Annotated in this window: 18 protein-coding genes; 10 read left to right on the top strand and 8 right to left on the bottom strand. The window is 58.3% G+C overall.

The features are described from left to right. Positions 1 to 23: 23 nt before the first annotated feature. A complete protein-coding gene (locus tag HU754_RS08525) occupies positions 24 to 938 on the bottom strand; it encodes a LysR family transcriptional regulator (RefSeq protein WP_186622712.1) in 915 nt (304 codons plus the stop codon). Positions 939 to 1,097: 159 nt separating this feature from the next. On the opposite strand from HU754_RS08525, the gene HU754_RS08530 reads away from it, so the two are divergent. From HU754_RS08530 to HU754_RS08550, 5 genes are all read left to right on the top strand, one after another. Next, positions 1,098 to 2,384 (top strand): MFS transporter, encoded by a 1,287-nt coding sequence (locus HU754_RS08530; protein ID WP_186622714.1) that lies wholly within the window; start codon positions 1,098 to 1,100, stop codon positions 2,382 to 2,384. A 62-nt stretch (positions 2,385 to 2,446) separates the two neighbouring features. Further along, positions 2,447 to 3,199 carry a 5-oxoprolinase subunit PxpA gene (locus HU754_RS08535; RefSeq protein WP_186622716.1) on the top strand — a complete coding sequence of 251 codons (753 nt, stop codon included), beginning with the start codon at positions 2,447 to 2,449 and terminating at the stop codon, positions 3,197 to 3,199. Further along, the gene (locus HU754_RS08540; RefSeq protein WP_186622718.1) at positions 3,196 to 3,900 is read left to right on the top strand and encodes a 5-oxoprolinase subunit B family protein; all 705 of its coding nucleotides are present in this window, start codon (positions 3,196 to 3,198) and stop codon (positions 3,898 to 3,900) included. Before HU754_RS08535 ends, HU754_RS08540 begins: the two co-directional genes overlap by 4 nt. Then, positions 3,897 to 4,814 (top strand): 5-oxoprolinase subunit C family protein, encoded by a 918-nt coding sequence (locus tag HU754_RS08545; RefSeq protein WP_186622720.1) that lies wholly within the window; start codon positions 3,897 to 3,899, stop codon positions 4,812 to 4,814. Before HU754_RS08540 ends, HU754_RS08545 begins: the two co-directional genes overlap by 4 nt. A 118-nt stretch (positions 4,815 to 4,932) precedes the next feature. Next, positions 4,933 to 5,481, top strand: a complete 549-nt coding sequence (locus HU754_RS08550; protein WP_186622722.1) for a hypothetical protein — start codon at positions 4,933 to 4,935, stop codon at positions 5,479 to 5,481. A 63-nt stretch (positions 5,482 to 5,544) separates the two neighbouring features. On the opposite strand, the gene HU754_RS08555 is transcribed toward HU754_RS08550, so the two are convergent. Further along, positions 5,545 to 6,723 carry a vWA domain-containing protein gene (locus HU754_RS08555; protein ID WP_007956512.1) on the bottom strand — a complete coding sequence of 393 codons (1,179 nt, stop codon included), beginning with the start codon at positions 6,721 to 6,723 and terminating at the stop codon, positions 5,545 to 5,547. A 25-nt stretch (positions 6,724 to 6,748) separates the two neighbouring features. Continuing rightward, positions 6,749 to 7,594, bottom strand: coding sequence for an AAA family ATPase (locus tag HU754_RS08560; RefSeq protein ID WP_025110627.1), 846 nt, complete (start codon positions 7,592 to 7,594; stop codon positions 6,749 to 6,751). Between the two features lie 279 nt (positions 7,595 to 7,873). Here HU754_RS08560 and HU754_RS08565 point away from each other — a divergent pair, with 279 nt between their 5' ends. Beyond that, the gene (locus HU754_RS08565; protein ID WP_186622724.1) at positions 7,874 to 8,179 is read left to right on the top strand and encodes a DUF2442 domain-containing protein; all 306 of its coding nucleotides are present in this window, start codon (positions 7,874 to 7,876) and stop codon (positions 8,177 to 8,179) included. On the opposite strand, the gene HU754_RS08570 is transcribed toward HU754_RS08565, so the two are convergent. Further along, positions 8,139 to 9,215, bottom strand: coding sequence for a DUF748 domain-containing protein (locus tag HU754_RS08570; RefSeq protein ID WP_186622727.1), 1,077 nt, complete (start codon positions 9,213 to 9,215; stop codon positions 8,139 to 8,141). The genes HU754_RS08565 and HU754_RS08570 overlap by 41 nt on opposite strands. 127 nt (positions 9,216 to 9,342) lie before the next feature. On the opposite strand from HU754_RS08570, the gene cysK reads away from it, so the two are divergent. Then, on the top strand, positions 9,343 to 10,317 hold the full coding sequence (gene cysK, locus HU754_RS08575; protein ID WP_186622729.1) for a cysteine synthase A: 975 nt from the start codon (positions 9,343 to 9,345) through the stop codon (positions 10,315 to 10,317). A 184-nt stretch (positions 10,318 to 10,501) separates the two neighbouring features. Continuing rightward, on the top strand, positions 10,502 to 11,440 hold the full coding sequence (locus tag HU754_RS08580) for an aspartyl/asparaginyl beta-hydroxylase domain-containing protein (protein WP_093438167.1): 939 nt from the start codon (positions 10,502 to 10,504) through the stop codon (positions 11,438 to 11,440). Positions 11,441 to 11,496: 56 nt separating this feature from the next. Here the strand turns inward: HU754_RS08580 and HU754_RS08585 are convergent, their stop codons facing one another. After that, on the bottom strand, positions 11,497 to 11,694 hold the full coding sequence (locus tag HU754_RS08585; protein ID WP_099758281.1) for a hypothetical protein: 198 nt from the start codon (positions 11,692 to 11,694) through the stop codon (positions 11,497 to 11,499). Continuing rightward, complete coding sequence (locus HU754_RS29675) at positions 11,691 to 11,885, bottom strand: hypothetical protein (protein WP_367617450.1); 195 nt, start codon at positions 11,883 to 11,885, stop codon at positions 11,691 to 11,693. The genes HU754_RS08585 and HU754_RS29675 overlap by 4 nt, the downstream gene beginning before the upstream one ends. 784 nt (positions 11,886 to 12,669) lie before the next feature. Here HU754_RS29675 and HU754_RS08595 point away from each other — a divergent pair. Then, positions 12,670 to 13,533, top strand: a complete 864-nt coding sequence (locus tag HU754_RS08595; RefSeq protein WP_186622730.1) for a DMT family transporter — start codon at positions 12,670 to 12,672, stop codon at positions 13,531 to 13,533. Positions 13,534 to 13,654: 121 nt separating this feature from the next. On the opposite strand, the gene HU754_RS08600 is transcribed toward HU754_RS08595, so the two are convergent. Further along, the gene (locus tag HU754_RS08600; protein WP_186622732.1) at positions 13,655 to 14,563 is read right to left on the bottom strand and encodes a DMT family transporter; all 909 of its coding nucleotides are present in this window, start codon (positions 14,561 to 14,563) and stop codon (positions 13,655 to 13,657) included. A gap of 85 nt (positions 14,564 to 14,648) precedes the next feature. Beyond that, positions 14,649 to 16,274, bottom strand: a complete 1,626-nt coding sequence (locus tag HU754_RS08605; protein WP_093438144.1) for a methyl-accepting chemotaxis protein — start codon at positions 16,272 to 16,274, stop codon at positions 14,649 to 14,651. Between the two features lie 401 nt (positions 16,275 to 16,675). Here HU754_RS08605 and aceK point away from each other — a divergent pair, with 401 nt between their 5' ends. Beyond that, positions 16,676 to 18,397 (top strand): bifunctional isocitrate dehydrogenase kinase/phosphatase, encoded by a 1,722-nt coding sequence (aceK, locus tag HU754_RS08610; RefSeq protein WP_186622739.1) that lies wholly within the window; start codon positions 16,676 to 16,678, stop codon positions 18,395 to 18,397. Positions 18,398 to 18,554 lie beyond the last annotated feature (157 nt).

Below are 18,554 nucleotides of genomic sequence, written 5' to 3' on the forward strand. Positions count from 1 at the left end.
TCCCACGCGGAGCGTGGGAACGATCACGGTGTGAGGGTGATGTAACCATCACCGACTTTCTGCGCATACCCCGCCAACACTTGCTGACACAACGTCACAATCTCCTCGACCCACTCAACCCCCACCCGCCACGACACCACCACCTGCAAGTTCGGTGGCCGCTGATCCATGTCCAGCAAGGTCAATTCGCCCCGCGCCAGTTCCTCGGCCACCAGCACCGGCGGCAGCACACCAATCCCGAATCCATCGCGCAACAACCGCGTGATCGCCGACACTGAATTCACGCAATTCAAACGCGGCGCCATCACGCCGTTCGCCTGCATCAACGCCAGCAGGTCCTGATGCGGCCGGGAGTTTTTCGAGTAGGTGATGATCCGTTCCTGCGCCAGTTCGGCGAGGTCGGCGTAGTCGCGGTTGTAGATCGAATTACTGGCGACAATCCAGCCCAGCGGATGGCTGGCCAGCTCCAGGCTGCGCACGCTTTCATGACGGATCAGATCGGTTTGCAGAACGATGTCGAGAAAGCCTTTTTGCAGTTGATCGCAGAGGTTCAGCGAGGTATCCGCCACCAGCTCGATTTCCACCCGCGGATACAGCTCGGTCATCTGCGCCACCAACGGGCTGAGCCAAGTGTGAATTACCGTGTCCATCACGCCGATACGCACCCGGCCGACCTTGCTTGAGCGGGTTTCGATCGATTGCTTGAGCGCCGACATCGTGTCGAGCATTTGCTCGGCATATTCCAGCACTTTCAAGCCTTCGGGCGTCAGGCTGACACCGCGCGAATCGCGCAGAAACAGCTTCACCCCCAGCTCGCCTTCCAGCACCGCAATGCGGCTGGAGATCGACGCCTGAGTGGTGAACAGCTTGTCGGCGGTCAGGCGAAAACTCTTCAGTCGGGCGACCCAGACAAAGGTCTCGAGAAACTTCAGGTTCATGGGCAAGGCTCGGGTGACAAATTTTTCTTATGGCTAGGTCGGGTTTTTATTCGTTGGACGCAGCAGGGCCGCGCGACGAAAAATCGACGCATCCGGTTCCCACGATAGGCGTCGTCGGGGCTACGAACAAGACCAATAAAAAACCTGCGGAGATAAGCCATGCGTGCTCCCGACACCCTAGAAACATCCACGGCATCGGCGCGTCCGGGGCCGTTCGACTGGTATCGCAACATCAATCAGCAGGAGCGTCGCACGTTCTGGAGCTGCAAGATCGGCTACGGTCTGGACGGCATGGATACGCAGATGCTCAGCTTCGTCGTGCCGACACTGATCGCGATGTGGGGCATCACCACCGGCGAAGCAGGACTGATTCACACCAGCACGTTGATCGCTTCGGCCATCGGCGGCTGGGTTGCGGGGATTCTCTCTGACCGCATCGGCCGTGTACGCACCTTGCAACTCACCGTGCTGTGGTTCGCCTTCTTCACCTTTCTCTGCGGCTTCGCGCAAAACTACGAACAACTGTTGATCGCACGTACCTTGATGGGCTTCGGTTTCGGCGGCGAGTGGACGGCCGGTGCAGTGCTGATCGGCGAGGTGATCCGCGCCAAGGACCGAGGCAAAGCGGTGGGCATGGTGCAATCCGGTTGGGCGCTGGGTTGGGGGCTGACGGCGATTTTGTATGCGCTGCTGTTCTCGGTGTTGCCGCCGGAAGACGCCTGGCGCGCGCTGTTTATTCTTGGCATCGTGCCGGCGATTTTTGTGATTTTTGTCCGTCGTCTGGTCAAGGATCCGGAGATATATCGCGAGGCCAAGGCCCAACAAACGCCGGAGACTCAGTCGAAGTTCTACGAGATCTTCGCCTCCGGCATGCTCTTCACAACGTTTCGCGCTTCACTGCTGACCACCGGTGCGCTGGGCGGCTATTACGCGATCACTTCCTGGCTGCCGACCTTCCTGAAAAACGAACGCGGCTTGAGCGTACTCGGCACCGGCGGCTATCTGGCCATGGTGATTGTCGGTTCCTACGTCGGCTATGTGATCAGCGCCTATCTGACTGATCTGTTGGGGCGGAAAAAGAACTTCATCCTCTTCGCTGTCGGTTCGTTCACCATCGTTCTGCTCTATACGCAACTGCCGGTGAGCAACGGCGTGATGCTATGGCTGGGCTTCCCGCTGGGCTTCTTTGCCTCGGGGATTTTCAGCGGCATGGGCGCATTTCTGACCGAGCTGTTCCCTACGCGAATTCGCGGTTCGGGGCAGGGCTTCTGCTACAACATCGGTCGGGCGCTGGCGGCCCTGTTTCCGCTGCTGATCGGCCTGCTCAGCCAGAAGGTGCCGTTGAGCGTCGGCATTGGCGCCTTCGCGGCGGTGTCCTACGGCGTGGTGATTATCGCGGCACTGAGTCTGCCGGAAACCCGTGGCAAGCAACTCGATGCGCAGTAACTGATAACCTGCAAAGCAAAGTCCTACAGATAAAAAGACAAGCACCTACAGGAGTGTTCACCGTGAGCCGCCTGCTATTGAATTGCGACATAGGCGAGAGCTTCGGCAGCTGGACCATGGGTCTGGACGCCGAAATCATGGCCTTCATCGATTGCGCCAACGTGGCCTGTGGTTTCCACGCCGGCGATCCGAGCATCATGCGCAAGACCGTCAGCCTGGCGTTGAGCCACGGCGTGCAGATCGGCGCACACCCGGCCTATCAGGATCTGGTCGGTTTCGGCCGTCGCTCCATGGCGTATTCGGCGCAAGAGCTGCAGGACATCCTGCATTACCAGATCGGCGCTCTTGACGGCATTTGCAAAGCCCAGGGTGGCCGTGTCAGTTACGTCAAACCTCATGGCGCGATGTACAACGACATGATGGCCAACCCGGCACAATTGCGTGCGGTGATTCAGGCGGTGGCCGCTTACGACCGCAGCCTGCCGCTGATGCTGATGGCCACCCGCGACAACGCCGCCGCGCAGCAGATCGGCGATGAGTATGGCGTGAACCTGTGGTTCGAAGCCTTCGCCGACCGTGCTTACGACAACGCCGGCAAACTGGTTTCACGACAATTGCCGGGCGCGGTGCATCACGACCCGGAAAAAATCATTGAACAAGCCCTGACCATTGCCCGTGGTGACAACCTCGCCGCCAGCGATGGCAGCGCCTTGCGCCTGCACGCCAACACCCTCTGCGTGCACGGTGATAACGCCAGTTCGGTGGCCGCCGTGCAGCGCATTCGCGAGGCCTTGAATCAGCAGAGTGCCTCATGAACCCAAGGATTGAAGTGGTGGCGCTGGATTGCCTGATGCTGCGTCTGTTTGATGAGATCGCCGAAGCCAACATGCCGTGGATGCTCGCTGCCAGTGAGCGTTTGCGCGGGGCATTCGGCGCGCAACTGATCGATCTGGTGCCGTCCTATACGACGTTGATGGTGCATTACGATCTGACTGCACTGAGCCCGAGTCAGGCGCGGGAATTGATTGCCGAGGCGTTGATCGACCTGTCGCCGAATGCGCGAACTGGCGGTCAATGTCATGTGTTGCCGGTCTGGTATGACCTCAGCGTCGGGCCAGAATTGAGCCTGCTCGCCGAGCGTAGTGGGCTGGCAGTGGAGGAGGTGATCCGTCGTCACAGCGGGCGTGAATATCAGGTATTCGCCCTGGGTTTCGCACCGGGGTTCGCCTTTATGGGGCTGGTCGAAGAGGTTCTGGCGGCGCCACGTCTTAACACGCCGCGCAAGAAAGTCGCTGCGGGCAGTGTCGGCATTGCCGAGCGCCAAACCGCTGCGTATCCCGTGGTCTCGCCCGGTGGCTGGAACCTGATCGGCCGCACCCCGGCGAAACTGTTCGATCGCACACGTGATGGCTACAGCCTGATGCAACCGGGCGACACCGTGCGATTCGAGGCGGTCAGTCATGCCGAGTTCATCAATCTGGGCGGCGATGACACACCACTGGAGGCGCTGGCATGAGCCGACTGAGGATTGAAGCGAGTACACCGCTGTGCCTGTTGCAGGACGCGGGCCGTTTCGGCGTACGGCATCTGGGCGTGACCCAGGGCGGCGCGGCAGACTGGTGTTCGATGAGTTGGGCCAACTGGCTGCTCGGCAATGAACTGGACGCAGCGGTGATCGAAATCACCCTCGGCGGCCTGGCCGTGGTGGCCGAAGAGGAGTGTTGGCTGGCCTTAGCCGGTGCGGATCTTGCCGCACGGATCGACGGGCAGCCGCTGGCGCCGTGGCGCAGTTTCAAGTTGGGCAAAGGGCAGACGTTGCAACTCACTCAACCGTTGCTTGGTGCCCGGGCTTATCTGGCCGCGCCCGGCGGTTTTCAAGCACCGCAGGTCTTGGGCAGTAGCGCCACGGTTGTCCGCGAAGAACTCGGTGGACTTGATGGCATGGGCTTACCGTTGGCGAAAGGGGCGGTGCTGAGTTATTGCGGTGAATCGCGGCTGCTGCGGGAAGTGCCTTTGCCGTTGCAGCCGGATCTGAAATCGAATGCACCTCTGGATCTGGTACTCGGCGCGCAGATTGGCCAGTTCAGCGGGCAGAGTCTGTTCGACGTGTTCAACACCACCTGGGCTCTGGACAGTCGCGCTGATCGCATGGGCATTCGCTTGTTGGGCAGCGCCTTGCACTATCAGGGGCAACCGATGATTTCCGAAGGCATTCCGCTCGGTGCGGTGCAAGTGCCGCCGGACGGGCAGCCGATCGTCTTGCTCAATGATCGCCAGACCATTGGTGGTTATCCACGGTTGGGTGCGTTGACGCCGTTGGCGCTGGCGAGGCTGGCGCAGCGTCTGCCGGGTGACAAGGTGCGCTTCACACCGGTCATGCAAGAGCGTGCATGGCAAGACCATATCAACTACCTGAAGTCCTACTTGTAATTGACCGTATTTCGGACTGAAGACCGAGACGTTTCCTGACACTTTGGTAAGTCGCCCTACATCACGCGTCGAGAGGGTGTGGAACTATCGGTCTTCATCTTTTACAAGGAAGTTACAGATGCGTTTTATGAAAGTGATGGCCCAGTCAGAGGGCGAGTGTACGAACCGTGTCGATGGGCACATTGTCGGTTTTTATGAGGATGTGGGCAGCGTGCCGGTTTATCGGGCGAGCATCGATCGTTTCTACAATGTGCAACGACTGGACGCCGAACATGCCGGTAATCAGGACATCGTTGCGCGTATCGAGACATTCATGTCCACCGCAACGGTCGACATGATGCGAATGTTTCACTGGAATCACCGCACAGAGGCAAGCGGTCAATCCATGGAACTGATTGCCGAGGGGGAAGGCTGCGAAACGGAGGCGACCCGGGTCAGGTTTCGTTTTCTGTCGCCAGAGGGCGAGATGAAGAGTGAAATGACCCTGAGTTCTGAGACGGATATTGAAAAAACTCGCAGGGTAGAGTTGGAAAACGGTGGGGTGAAAGTGGTCGCCAAAGGGAAGAAAAAACGTCGCGGGCAAAAAACTGCCTCAGTCGGGCCGGCGATTCAGGACACCGTTTTTATGGACAGGCTCTGCAAGACCTATCTCGCATCAGGTTGGTAAAACGGCCACCGATTCCGTACGGAATTGAGGGTTCCCACGCTCACGTGGGAACCCCTCTGGCCGTTATTTCGACAAAAACCGCATCCCTTCCTCAAGCCCGCGCAACGTCAACGGATACATCTGATCCTCGATCAGATCCCGCACGATATTGGTCGACGAGGTATAGCCCCAGGTGTCTTTCGGGTACGGATTGATCCAGATGAGCTTTTTGTACTTCTCCATGAAGCGCTGCATCCACACGTAACCCGGCTCTTCGTTCCAGTGCTCGACACTGCCGCCAGCCTGGGTGATTTCATACGGCGCCATGGCGGCGTCACCGATGAAGATCACTTTGTAGTCGGCGCCGTACTTGTGCAGCAGGTCCTGGGTCGAAGTGCGTTCCGAGGTGCGGCGCATATTGTTCTTCCACACCGATTCATAAATGAAGTTGTGGAAGTAGAAATACTCCAGATGCTTGAACTCGGTCTTGCAGGCCGAGAACAGTTCCTCGCAGATCTTCACGTGCGCGTCCATCGAGCCGCCGATGTCGAACAGCAACAACAACTTCACCGTGTTGCGCCGTTCCGGGCGCATCTGAATATTCAGCAGACCGGCGTCCTTGGCGGTGTGGTCGATGGTGCCGTCGATGTCCAGCTCTTCTGCTGCGCCTTGGCGGGCGAATTTGCGCAGTCGGCGCAGGGCGACTTTGATGTTGCGCGTGCCCAATTCCACCGAATCATCGAGGTTCTTGTACTCGCGCTGATCCCAGACTTTCACGGCTTTGCCCTGGCGCTTGCCAGCATCGCCGACCCGAATGCCTTCCGGGTTGAAGCCACCGGAGCCGAACGGGCTAGTGCCGCCAGTGCCAATCCATTTGTTGCCGCCGGCGTGGCGCTCCTTCTGTTCCTCCAGACGCTTTTTGAACTCTTCGATGAGCTTGTCCAGGCCACCAAGGGACTGGATCTGAGCACGTTCCTCATCCGTCAGCGAACGCTCGAACTCCTTGCGCAGCCAGTCTTCGGGAATCAATGCCTGCAAGTGATCGTCGAGCTTTTCCAGGCCATTGAAGTAGGCGCCGAACGCACGGTCGAACTTATCGAAATGGCGTTCGTCCTTCACCAGAATCGCCCGCGACAAGTAATAGAACTCGTCCATGTCGGCGAAGGTCACGCGCTGTTTCAGCGCGTTGATCAGGTCGAGCAGCTCACGCACCGACACCGGCACCTTGGCTGCACGCATTTCATTGAAGAGGTTGAGCAGCATAACGATGGCCCCTGCTTACAAGTGCTTAGCGAGAGCCGCGACGGCTCATGAACGCCAGGCGCTCAAGCAATTGCACGTCCTGTTCGTTCTTCACCAAAGCACCGGCCAGTGGCGGAATCGCTTTGGTTGGATCGCGCTCACGCAGCACCGCTTCGCCGATGTTGTCGGCCATCAGCAGCTTCAGCCAGTCCACCAGCTCCGAGGTCGACGGCTTCTTCTTCAGGCCCGGCACCTTGCGCACGTCGAAGAACACGTCCAGCGCTTCGCTGACCAGATCCTTCTTGATGTCCGGGTAGTGCACGTCGACGATTTTTTGCAGGGTAGTGCGGTCGGGGAAAGCAATGTAATGGAAGAAGCAGCGGCGCAGGAAGGCGTCCGGCAGCTCTTTCTCATTGTTGGAGGTAATGATGATGATCGGGCGTTTTTTCGCCTTGATGGTCTCGTCGATTTCGTAAACGTAGAACTCCATCTTGTCGAGTTCTTGCAGCAGGTCGTTGGGGAACTCGATGTCGGCCTTGTCGATTTCGTCGATCAGCAGAATGACCCGCTCCTCGGACTCGAAAGCCTCCCAGAGCTTGCCCTTCTTCAGGTAATTGCGCACGTCGTGGACTTTTTCGTTGCCCAATTGCGAGTCGCGCAGACGGCTGACCGCATCGTATTCGTAGAGACCCTGATGGGCCTTGGTGGTGGACTTGATGTGCCAGGTGATCAACTTGGCGCCGAACGATTCGGCCAGTTGCTCGGCGAGCATGGTCTTGCCGGTGCCCGGCTCGCCCTTGACCAGCAGCGGCCGTTCCAGGGTGATGGCGGCGTTGACTGCCAGCTTCAGGTCATCGGTGGCGACGTAGGCCTGGGTGCCTTCGAACTTCATCTGCTAATCCTCGAACGGTAACGCCGACCTGACGGGCAGGGCGGGGGCGAAATAATCGGATGCCCGACTATAACGCGCAGCCCGGTCGACTGTGAACGCAGACGGCTTATTCAGTCTCTGAATGGGGCGTCACATGTTGACTCAGTCTCGGCCGATGGCCAGTATTCAGGTATCGCCGATTTGGCGATAGCCTTCAGGATGTCCGCTGAATCTGTGGCGAGGGAGCTTGCTCCCGCTGGGCTGCGAAGCAGTCCCCATGTGCCTGGAGGCGCTGAATTGATGCTATCCACAAAACGACCACGCTTGGCGGCAGTTACTGCACTCTCTGATTGCCGGCTTGCACTGGACTTTGTTGATGGTCGAGCGCTGACACTCGATTTAAGTCGAGATATTCAAACGTGTAAGCAGTTGCAGCCTTTGCTTGATCCCCAAGTCTTTGCGACTGTCATCTTGGGCGATAAAGGTTGGACCGTTGAATGGCCGGCCCCGGATATTCAGATTGGCGCCGATACTCTATATCTGGATGCTTTTCCAGAAATGAACCCTAACCCGCATCCGGCTTCGGCCGCTCATACCGGGCGTTGAACGCCTGTATGAATCCATTGCGCAAAATCTGCAAAAACGCTTCGAATGCACTGATGTTTTGCTGATGCACGTTACCGCTGAGTTCGACCTTGGTGGCGAACTGATTTTTCGCCTGGTTCTTCAGCACGGTTTCCGAGCCGCCGACGATGGCCTCCCAGACCGAGCGGAAAATGCTCTTGTTCTTGTTTTCCACGTCCTGCTGCCAGTTGAACACTTCGACGTCGCGCAGCAGGGGTTTGATGTAGCCGTTGACCTGCGCTTTTTTGGCTTGGGCTTCGATTACCACGTCACCGTGGCCTGCGTTGAAGTCGAACTTGCCGTAGGCGGAGGCGAAGTCGTTCATGCTCTTGAGTTCGATGTCTTTGGCGCGCAGGCGGAACTGGAAGTCTTCGAAATTGCTCAGCGGGTCGAAGGTGGCAGTGGTTTCCAGTGGCGCATGCCCGAGCAAAAGCGCTTTGCCTTCGAAACGTGCGTCACGTTTGCCCTGATTGTCGACCACGTTGGTCAGGTTGTAGATGCTGGCCTCGACGTTGGTGGCGTTCATATTGACCGGTGGCTTGGAGTTGAAATTGCGGAAAGTGATTTTGCCTTCGTGAATCTGGACCTCGTCGAGGGTAATCGGCAGCAATTTGCCCAGTTGTTCGCGCCAGTCGGTACCTTGACCGGTTTGAGAGTTCTGCTTGTTGGCACCGCCGTCGACGAAGTTAATCTCAGGTTTGACGAATTTCACCTGGGCTACGACGGCATGGTCATACCACAGCGAATGCCAGCTGACCGCCAGATCGATCAGCGGTGCATTGACGAACGGCACCGGCACCTTGCCATCGACCTTGACGATCTTCAGTCCATTGATCTTGTAGGCGCCGCGCCATAGGGCGAGGTCGACATCAGTGATCTGGCCCCGATAGTCACCCATGTCCGCCAGTTTGCCGTTCAGGTAGTCGCGCACCATGTAAGGCAGGGCGATGTGCAGTGCGATCAGCAGCACAACGACGACGGCGAAAATCCCTAGTGGCCAACTGTAACGACGCTTCATGACGGCAATTCCCTGACGATGTAAGCGATTGACTGTTACGTCGCGCAGACGTTCGACCCGACTGGACTGTGATGGGCAACAGGCATACCTTGGAAGGCTGAATTCAACGCTGCATAAGGACCCAGCCATGAGCCGTATTTTTGCTGACAACGCCCATTCCATCGGTAATACGCCGCTGGTGCAGATCAACCGCATCGCACCGCGTGGCGTGACCATTCTGGCCAAGATCGAGGGGCGCAACCCCGGTTATTCGGTCAAGTGCCGGATCGGCGCCAACATGATCTGGGACGCCGAAAGCAGCGGCAAACTGAAGCCGGGCATGACCATTGTCGAACCGACGTCGGGCAACACGGGGATCGGTCTGGCCTTTGTTGCCGCGGCCCGTGGGTACAAGTTGATGCTGACCATGCCGGCCTCGATGAGCATCGAACGCCGTAAAGTCCTCAAGGCTCTGGGCGCCGAACTGGTGTTGACCGAGCCGGCCAAGGGCATGAAAGGCGCAATCGAGAAGGCGGCCGAAATCGTTGCCAGCGATGCCGACAAATATTTCATGCCGGCGCAGTTCGATAACCCGGCCAACCCCGCCATTCACGAAAAGACCACCGGTCCGGAAATCTGGAACGACACTGACGGTGCCGTCGATGTACTGGTAGCGGGCGTCGGCACCGGCGGAACCATCACCGGCGTTTCGCGGTATATCAAGAATACCCAGGGCAAACCGATTCTGTCGGTGGCCGTGGAGCCGATGTCGTCGCCGGTGATCACCCAGGCGCTGGCGGGTGAAGAAATCAAACCGAGCCCGCACAAGATTCAGGGGATCGGTGCCGGCTTTGTGCCGAAGAACCTGGATCTGTCGATGGTCGACCGGGTCGAGCAGGTCACCGACGAAGAATCCAAGGCCATGGCCCTGCGGTTGATGCAGGAAGAGGGGATTCTATGCGGCATCTCTTGTGGCGCGGCCATGGCAGTCGCGGTGCGTCTGTCCGAGACGCCGGAGATGCAGGGCAAGACTATCGTGGTGATTCTGCCCGATTCCGGCGAGCGTTATCTGTCGAGCATGCTGTTCAGCGATCTGTTTACTGAGCAGGAGACTCAGCAGTAATCCAGTTGATTCAGATCAGCCGGGGTTCAGGATCGTTATGCTAATAAATGCTTTGTTGCGCAATTCTTAACACTGAATCTTGTGTAAGGCGGGTTTTGCCCGGCGCCGGTAGTGTTTATCATGGCCGGCTGCCATGCCGGGTAAAGGGCATTGCGCAGCGTTGTCTTTATTCAAGGAGTCGTTGATGACCTTTTCGTTAGCCGCCAAGGTATTGGTGCTGCTGCTGTTCGTGGGCAGCATCCTCTATGTGCATTTGCGCGGCAAGGCGCGTTTGCCGGTTCTGCGCCAGTTCGTCAACCACTCGGCGCTGTTCGCTCCGTACAACGCCCTGATGTATCTGTTCTCCGGCGTGCCGTCCAAGCCGTACCTGGATCGCAGCAAATTTCCGGAACTGGACGTGCTGCGCGACAATTGGGAAACCATTCGCGACGAGGCCATGCACCTGTTCGACGAAGGTTATATTCGCGCGGCAGAAAAGAACAACGACGCCGGTTTCGGCTCGTTCTTCAAGAAGGGCTGGAAACGTTTCTACCTCAAGTGGTACGACAAGCCGCTGCCATCGGCCGAAACCCTGTGCCCGAAAACCGTGGCGCTGGTCAGTGCGATTCCCAACGTCAAAGGCGCGATGTTTGCGCTGTTGCCGGGTGGCAGCCACTTGAACCCGCATCGCGATCCGTTCGCCGGCTCGCTGCGTTATCACCTCGGCTTGTCGACGCCAAACTCCGACGATTGCCGGATCTTTGTCGATGGTCAGGTTTATGCCTGGCGTGACGGTGAAGACGTAATGTTCGACGAGACCTACGTGCATTGGGTCAAGAATGAAACCGACCAGACCCGCGTCATCCTGTTCTGCGACGTCGAGCGTCCGCTGAGCAACCGCCTCATGACCCGCATCAACCGCTCCATCAGCGCCTGGCTCGGCCGTGCCACTGCACCGCAGAACCTTGATGATGAACGCGTCGGCGGGATCAACCAGGCCTACGCCTGGAGCAAGAACTTCAGTGACAAGTTCAGTGGCGTGGTCAAGCAGTGGAAACGCCGTCATCCGAAAGCCTACCGCGTGATGCGTCCGGTGCTGGCGGTGGTGGTATTGACGTTGTTGGGGTATTGGCTGTTTGGCTGAGGCTGGACAGGCAATGAAAAACCGCTCCTTGTGAGCGGTTTTTTATTATCTGCGAGTCAGCGCCGCCCAGCGAGAACGTTGGGTTCGTCTTCGATGCCTGTAATCAATAGCTGAAGAAAGCGCTGCTGATTGGCTGATAGTTCGGAGGAGATAAACTTTTCGTCCGTTTTGATTGATCTTTTCTTAGTAGGGGATTTTTTCACGGATTTACGCATGTTCCCGCCCTCGTTGATCATTACTTGAACAGTTTTCACGATACTTTACTCTCCACTGCGAGGACAAGGCGGCCTTCCAAATCAAATTTGAAGCCGAGTTTTGTATAAACAGGAATTGCTCCAGGTATCGGTTCCTGAACTTCAATGCACTTGCTACCGATTATTTGCGCAAACTCATCGATGGCCACCATCGACAAAAGCGCAATACGCTTTTTAAGCGGGTGAGGCACTCCGGGCCGCCCCTCCAATCGTACGATTCGAATTCGCTGGCGGCTTTTGTTCGGATTGACGAAACACAGCCCGCACAGCTGTTCTTCAAGTCAGATCGCGATATCCAGGGACAAGGGTTCTCGTGACTTCCATTTGGCAATCTCTCGCCAGCAAAAATGCGGATTCTCCCAAAGCTCGAACGCACCTAGTGCTTCGGCATCGATAGGTTCAAAGCGTACTGTCGACAAGTCTTGTCCCGCCGGTAGCTGCAACAGAGCAGTGGCGATGCTTGCCTGCTTCCTGGCCAGCGACCGATACAACTGATAGCGCAAATACGTCCGTTCTCTTGGCATATGATTTCGAGCATTCCATGTCTCCCCATCGATAGGTGTTGCGGTTGCTCAAAAGCCTATTCAGCTCTCATGCATCCGTTGCTACTGGCCCTTTGTCCAAATCATTGCAATCCATGTCGCCTGGTGGTTATAGTCGGCGCTCGTGAGCCCCCATGGCTCACCTTCCAACCCTTCAAAAAAGATCTGCGCCAATGCCTGCATCCCTCAGCAACGCGGTAGTCGATTCAGCGGTCAACGCTGGCGTCGTGCCGTGCGGGAATCAGCAGCCCAAGCAGATCAGTCATTACCCCCCAGCTGTCAGTAGCACGCCGGTGTGCGCAGTCGTATCACCGCCGGGCGTTGGCGTTTCGGGCTGATCGGCAGTTTTTGCTGACCCCTGCGCCCGCCAGAAAAACCTACTGAATTTCAGCTTCGGCTGAGTTGGCTTCTTGCCTGACTACAGGTGGTAATCATGTTTGTCCTGTCGAAAAAATCCGCGCTCGCGGCCGCGTCCACGAGCCTGTTCGTTCTGCTGTGGAGCAGCGGCGCGATCTTCTCCAAATGGGGGCTGGCCCACGCGTCACCATTTGCCTTTCTGCTGATTCGTTTCGCGATTGCCTTGTGCGGCCTCTTGTTGTTGGCGCCGCTGCTCAAGCTCAAGTTGCCCAAGGGCGGCAAACCAATGCTGTTTGCGATTGCCACGGGTGTGGTGTTGTTGGGGGCCTATCAGATCTTTTATCTACTGGCCTTGAACAGCAAAGTCACTCCGGGCGTGATGGCGACCATCATGGGCGTGCAGCCGATTCTCACCGTGGTGTTGATGGAGCGGCAGCGCTCGGCGAGCCGGATGTTTGGTCTGGCCTTGGGGTTGGCGGGGCTGATCATGGTGGTTTACCAAGGCATCGGTTTGGCCGGGATGTCCTTGGCGGGGATGCTGTTTGGTCTGCTGGCGCTGGCGAGTATGACGCTGGGCTCGATCATGCAGAAACGCATCACCGACAATCCTCTCGGTACGCTGCCGGTGCAGTACTTGGCCGGTCTGTTGTTATGCGGGATTTTCGTGCCGTTTCAGCCGTTCCACTTCGAGCACAGCACCGGTTTTATCGTGCCGGTGTTGTGGATGGGACTGGTGGTGTCGGTGCTGGCGACGCTGTTGCTGTATCGGTTGATCGCGCGGGGCAATCTGGTCAATGTCACCAGTCTGTTCTACCTGGTGCCGGCGGTGACGGCAGTGATGGACTATCTGATTTTCGGCAATCGCCTGGCGGCGTTGAGTGTGCTGGGGATGCTGTTGATCATTGTCGGTCTGGCGTTTGTGTTCCGTAAAACCAGCTAACAGATCGTCAGGTGGCGGCTTTTAGGCCGCCGATCGCAAGCAGGCTCACTCCTACAGAGGAACGCATTCCAATTGTAGGAGTGAGCCTGCTCGCGATGGCCTTTTCGGCAACCGCACAAATTTATCGGGCCGGCGCCTCAGCCGGTTTCACCACCGCCGGCTTCAACACCAGCCACAACGCCAACGCAATCAACACCCCGCCATAAATGTGCGCCATCGACAACGGCTCATCCAGCAGCAACGCCCCCCACAGCACGCCGAATGGCGGAATCATGAAGGTCACGGTCATCGACTTCACCGGCCCGATCGAACTGAGCAGGCGGAAGTAAATGATGTAGGCAAACGCCGTGCAGCCAAGACCCAGGCCCAACAGCGACAGCCAGACATTCCAGCCGCCCCAACTGGCCGGCGGTGCGGTGATCACGCTATATCCAAACAGCGGCAACAGAAACAGCGTCGCACCGAGCATGCTGCCCAGCGCCGACAGGCGACTGTCCAGACCACCGGCCTGATCCAGCCAGCGTCGCGCGAGGAAACCGGCGAAGCCATAGCAAGTGGTCGCGAGCAGGCAGGCGAGGGCGCCCATCAACAGTTGCAGATCGAACGCCACGGGACCGGCGCGGGTCAGCACGCCAACGCCGAACAGGCCGAGGAACACCCCGCCCAGTTTGGCTGCGGTGAGTTTTTCACTGAAGAACAACCCGCCAATCAGCACGCCCATCAACGGCGTGGTGGCATTGAAGATCGCCGAATAACCGGCCGGTAACACCTGGGCCGCGACCGAATACAGCGTCGCCGGAATCCCCGAGTTGATCACACCCAGCAGCATCACGGTTTTCAGTTTGCCTTTGAAGTCCCAGCGCACGCGCATCAGCCCGAGGATCACCAGCAGGCCGACGGCCGCAATTGACACGCGAAAGAATCCGGTCGGGATCGTGCCGATCACCGGCGCAATAATGCGCATGAACAGAAAACTCGCGCCCCAGATGGCCGCCAGCGACAACATACGGAAAATATCGACAGGGCTCACGGCGGGTCTCCTTCCTTGATCGGGACGAGAGTGTTGCCGAGCGCCCTGCCGAAGGCAACCGCTAATCGGGCATGCAACTGTTCGTTCAGATCACAAAGCGTGTGACCAGGCCGTTCAAGTCGACGGCCAGACGCGACAGTTCCTGGCTTGCGGCCGAGGTCTGGGTGGCGCCAGCGGCGGTCTGGGTCGAGAGGTCGCGGATGGTCACCAGATTCTGATCGACCTCGCGAGCGACCAAGGCCTGTTGCTCGGCTGCACTGGCGATCACCAGATTGCGCTGGTTGATCTGCGAGATCGACGCGGTGATTTTCTCCAGCGCCTGACCTGCGCTGTTAGCCCGGCGCAGCGTCTGACCCGCCTGCTCGGCACTGCTCTGCAGCGCGCCCACGGTCGACCCCGTACCTTGCTGGATGCTGCTGATCATCAGCTCGATTTCTTCAGTGGAATTTTGCGTGCGTTGTGCCAGCGAGCGCACTTCATCGGCCACCACCGCGAAACCGCGCCCGGCTTCACCGGCGCGGGCCGCTTCGATCGCCGCATTGAGCGCCAGCAGGTTGGTCTGTCCGGCAATCCCGCGAATCACTTCCAGCACTTTGCTGATGTCCTGTGCCTGCGTGGCCAGGCCTTCGGCTTGTGCAGAGGCGCCCAGTACGGCGTCGACCAGTTCTTGAATCGAGCTGATGGTTTCGCTGACCTGCACATGGCCGTGCTTGCTGTCCTCGTTCGACGCGGCAGACGCCTCGGCGCTGGACACCGCGTTGGCCGCGACTTCGTCCACCGCGGTGCTCATCTCGGTCACTGCGGTGGCGGCTTGTTCGATCTGATCGTTCTGCTGTTGCAGGCCGCGAGTGCTTTGCTCCATCACCGAACTCATTTCCTCGGCCGCGGAAGCCAGCTGCTGCGCCGATTCGCTGATGCCGCGAATGGTCGAGCGCAGATTGCCCTGCATCTCGGCCAAGGCGTTGAGCAAATGCGCAGCCTCATCTTTACCGGTGCTGACGATCTCGCCGCTGAGGTCGCCGGCAGCAATGCGCCGCGCCACATTCAGGGCCTGATTGATCGGGGTGGTGATGCTGCGTGTCAGTTGCCAGGCCAGCAGCAGCGTGGCAATCAGGGCAACCACGATGATGGTCGCGACGATCCACAATGCCCGTTGGTACATCGCTGCGGCGGCATCTGCGGCGGCGTCGGCACCTTGCTGATTGAACGCGATCATCTGCTCGAGGGTTTTGTCGAGCAGCGTTCCCTGTGGCGCCAGTTCATTGTTAAGCCGCGTGTAGGCCTGCTCACTTTGCCCGGCGTCGATCTGGCCGATGATCTGTTCGAGAATGCTCATGTACTTGGCGGTGTTGGCATTCAAACCGTCGAGCATCAGCCGTTCTTCTTCGCTGGTGAGCAGGGCTTTGTGATCGGCGAGGCGCTTGAGCAGTTCTTCGCGCTGCGCCTTGATGAGGCCTTTGCTTCTGTCGCGCACAGCAGACTGGGTGCTGGTGATCAGGCGCAAGGATTCAAGACGGATGCTGGCGATGTTCGCCGCCGTGTCATGGATGCTCTCGATGCTCGGCATCCACGATTCTTCAATCACTGTTGCACTCTCGCGCAGGGTTTTCATCTGGCCCAGACCGAACAGGCCGACCACCACCAGCAGACCGGCCAAAACGGCAAAGCTCAAACTGGCGCGCAAACCTATGCGCAGATTCCGGATAGACATCAGTGTGCTCCTTGATCTTTGAGGGGGGGGAAGGTCGTCCTCGTCAGCGAGGATCTTGTTATGAAGGGGGGAATGGTGGGCTGTATATCAAAGTGCCACTATTTTGGTAAGACCAATCTGGAAGCGTTGCCGTCGGTAAGTGCATTTGCAGTAAAGCCGCGAGCTAGACGCGTTTGATCAGTATTGGATCCGAAGCCCAGAGAATTCGCGGCCTGGCGCAGGGCGGCCAGAAGGACCATCAAGGTGATTAACTGACCGAACGGTCGATTAAAAAAACTTTGCTAAAAACTGTGTCGCTGTACAACCCTGACGCGGATTTGGCAGAAATTGCACTTCACGCGCACACGCTTGCGTGGCTAAGCTCAGGCACAGATTTCCCCACGCACGCCGAGGTCTTATCTATGCCGCAGCAATGGCCAGCCACCGATATCGCCCGCATGATCCTCGATGGCTTTGACGATTACCGCGAGCATTTCCGGCGAATCACCGACGGCGCCCGGGAGCGCTTCGAGCAGGCGCGCTGGCAGGAGACGCAAACGGCGTCGGCGGCACGGATCAATCTCTACGAAGAAAAGGTCAGCGAAACTATCGCTCGCCTGCGCGAATACTTCGATGATGAAACGCTGATGAACGTCAGCTGCTGGCCGTTGGTGAAAAGTGCCTACATCAGCGTCATCGACCTGCGCTTCGATGATGAGTTGTCCGAGACCTGGTACAACTCGATTTTCTGCGGGCTGTTCAGCCACGACCTGATCAGCGACGGCTGCATGTTCATCCACACCACCCGCCCGAGCCTGCGCCGAGCCCGCGCCGCGCAAACCCGCACCTACAAACCGCAGGGGCAGTTGTCGGGGATGCTCGCGAGCATTTTTGCCGACTATCGCTTCAGCGAGGATTACGCCGATCTGCCGGGTGACCTGCGTCGCCTCGAAGCGCAACTGCGTGAGAACCTGCCGGACTGGGTGTGCAAGGATCCGGAGCTGAGCGTCGAGCTGTTTTCCTCGGTGTTGTACCGCAACAAGGGCGCCTATCTGGTTGGACGCATCTTCACCCGCGACGAGCAATGGCCGCTGGTGATCCCGCTGTTGCATCGAGAAGGGCGCGGGATTCAGATCGACGCGTTGATCACCGACGAAGCTGATGTATCGATCATCTTCTCGTTCACCCGTTCGTATTTCATGGTCGATGTACCGGTGCCGGCGGAGTTCATCGGCTTCCTGCGGCGCATTCTGCCGGGCAAGCACATTGCCGAGCTGTACACCTCAATCGGCTTCTACAAGCACGGCAAGTCCGAGTTTTACCGCGCGCTGATCAATCACCTGGCCAACACCGATGATCAGTTCATCATGGCGCCGGGTGTGCGCGGCATGGTCATGAGCGTGTTCACCCTGCCGGGCTTCAACACCGTGTTCAAAATCATCAAGGACCGTTTCTCGCCGTCGAAAAACGTCGACCGCGCCACGGTGATCGAGAAGTACCGACTGGTGAAAAGCGTCGACCGGGTAGGGCGCATGGCTGATACCCAGGAGTTCGCCGATTTCCGTTTTCCGCTGAGCAAGTTTGATCCGGCGTGCCTGGAGGAGCTGCTGGAGGTGGCGCCGTCGACGGTGTCGGTCGAGGGCGACACGGTGTTGATCCGTCACTGCTGGACCGAGCGGCGGATGACCCCGCTCAACCTCTATCTGGAAAACGCCAACGATGCGCAGGTGCGTGAGGCGCTGGAGGATTACGGCCTGGCGATCAAGCAACTGGCGGCGGCGAACATCTTTCCCGGTGACATGCTGCTGAAGAACTTTGGCGTCACTCGCCACGGGCGCGTGGTGTTCTACGACTACGACGAAATCTGCTTCCTGACCGAAGCCAACTTCCGCCACATCCCGCAACCGCGCACACCGGAGGATGAAATGGCCTCGGAGCCGTGGTATTCGATCGGGCCGCTGGATGTCTTCCCCGAGGAGTTTCCGCCGTTTCTGTTTGCTGATTCGGGGCAGCGCAAGTTGTTCGATCAGTTGCATGGCGAGTTGTATAACGCCGATTACTGGAAGAGCTTGCAGGAGGCGATTCGGGCCGGGAAAGTGATTGATGTTTTCCCGTATCGGCGTAAAGGTCTCGATAACGAGTAGCTCTTTTAAAAAAACACCCTCACCCCAGCCCTCCCGAAACGTCGGACCGCCCGTAGGGAGAGGGGGCCGACCGAGGTGTCTTGCGCCAAACACCGACCTGAAAGAGCTTGGCGATTGTGGATTCGGTGATGCGCGTTCAGGTCGGCGAAGCTGGCAA

The sequence above is a fragment of the Pseudomonas zeae genome (assembly GCF_014268485.2).
GTDB classification, from domain to species: Bacteria; Pseudomonadota; Gammaproteobacteria; order Pseudomonadales; family Pseudomonadaceae; genus Aquipseudomonas; species Aquipseudomonas neuropathica.

Excerpts from the sequence above, each read along its gene's own strand:
- HU754_RS08525 (WP_186622712.1), bottom strand. The coding sequence starts at position 938 with ATGAACCTGAAGTTTCTCGAGACCTTTGTCTGGGTCGCCCGACTGAAG.
- HU754_RS08530 (WP_186622714.1), top strand. The coding sequence starts at position 1,098 with ATGCGTGCTCCCGACACCCTAGAAACATCCACGGCATCGGCGCGTCCG.
- HU754_RS08540 (WP_186622718.1), top strand. The coding sequence starts at position 3,196 with ATGAACCCAAGGATTGAAGTGGTGGCGCTGGATTGCCTGATGCTGCGT.
- HU754_RS08545 (WP_186622720.1), top strand. The coding sequence starts at position 3,897 with ATGAGCCGACTGAGGATTGAAGCGAGTACACCGCTGTGCCTGTTGCAG.
- HU754_RS08550 (WP_186622722.1), top strand. The coding sequence starts at position 4,933 with ATGCGTTTTATGAAAGTGATGGCCCAGTCAGAGGGCGAGTGTACGAAC.
- HU754_RS08555 (WP_007956512.1), bottom strand. The coding sequence starts at position 6,723 with ATGCTGCTCAACCTCTTCAATGAAATGCGTGCAGCCAAGGTGCCGGTG.
- HU754_RS08560 (WP_025110627.1), bottom strand. The coding sequence starts at position 7,594 with ATGAAGTTCGAAGGCACCCAGGCCTACGTCGCCACCGATGACCTGAAG.
- HU754_RS08565 (WP_186622724.1), top strand. The coding sequence starts at position 7,874 with ATGCTATCCACAAAACGACCACGCTTGGCGGCAGTTACTGCACTCTCT.
- HU754_RS08570 (WP_186622727.1), bottom strand. The coding sequence starts at position 9,215 with ATGAAGCGTCGTTACAGTTGGCCACTAGGGATTTTCGCCGTCGTCGTT.
- cysK (WP_186622729.1), top strand. The coding sequence starts at position 9,343 with ATGAGCCGTATTTTTGCTGACAACGCCCATTCCATCGGTAATACGCCG.
- HU754_RS08580 (WP_093438167.1), top strand. The coding sequence starts at position 10,502 with ATGACCTTTTCGTTAGCCGCCAAGGTATTGGTGCTGCTGCTGTTCGTG.
- HU754_RS08595 (WP_186622730.1), top strand. The coding sequence starts at position 12,670 with ATGTTTGTCCTGTCGAAAAAATCCGCGCTCGCGGCCGCGTCCACGAGC.
- HU754_RS08605 (WP_093438144.1), bottom strand. The coding sequence starts at position 16,274 with ATGTCTATCCGGAATCTGCGCATAGGTTTGCGCGCCAGTTTGAGCTTT.
- aceK (WP_186622739.1), top strand. The coding sequence starts at position 16,676 with ATGCCGCAGCAATGGCCAGCCACCGATATCGCCCGCATGATCCTCGAT.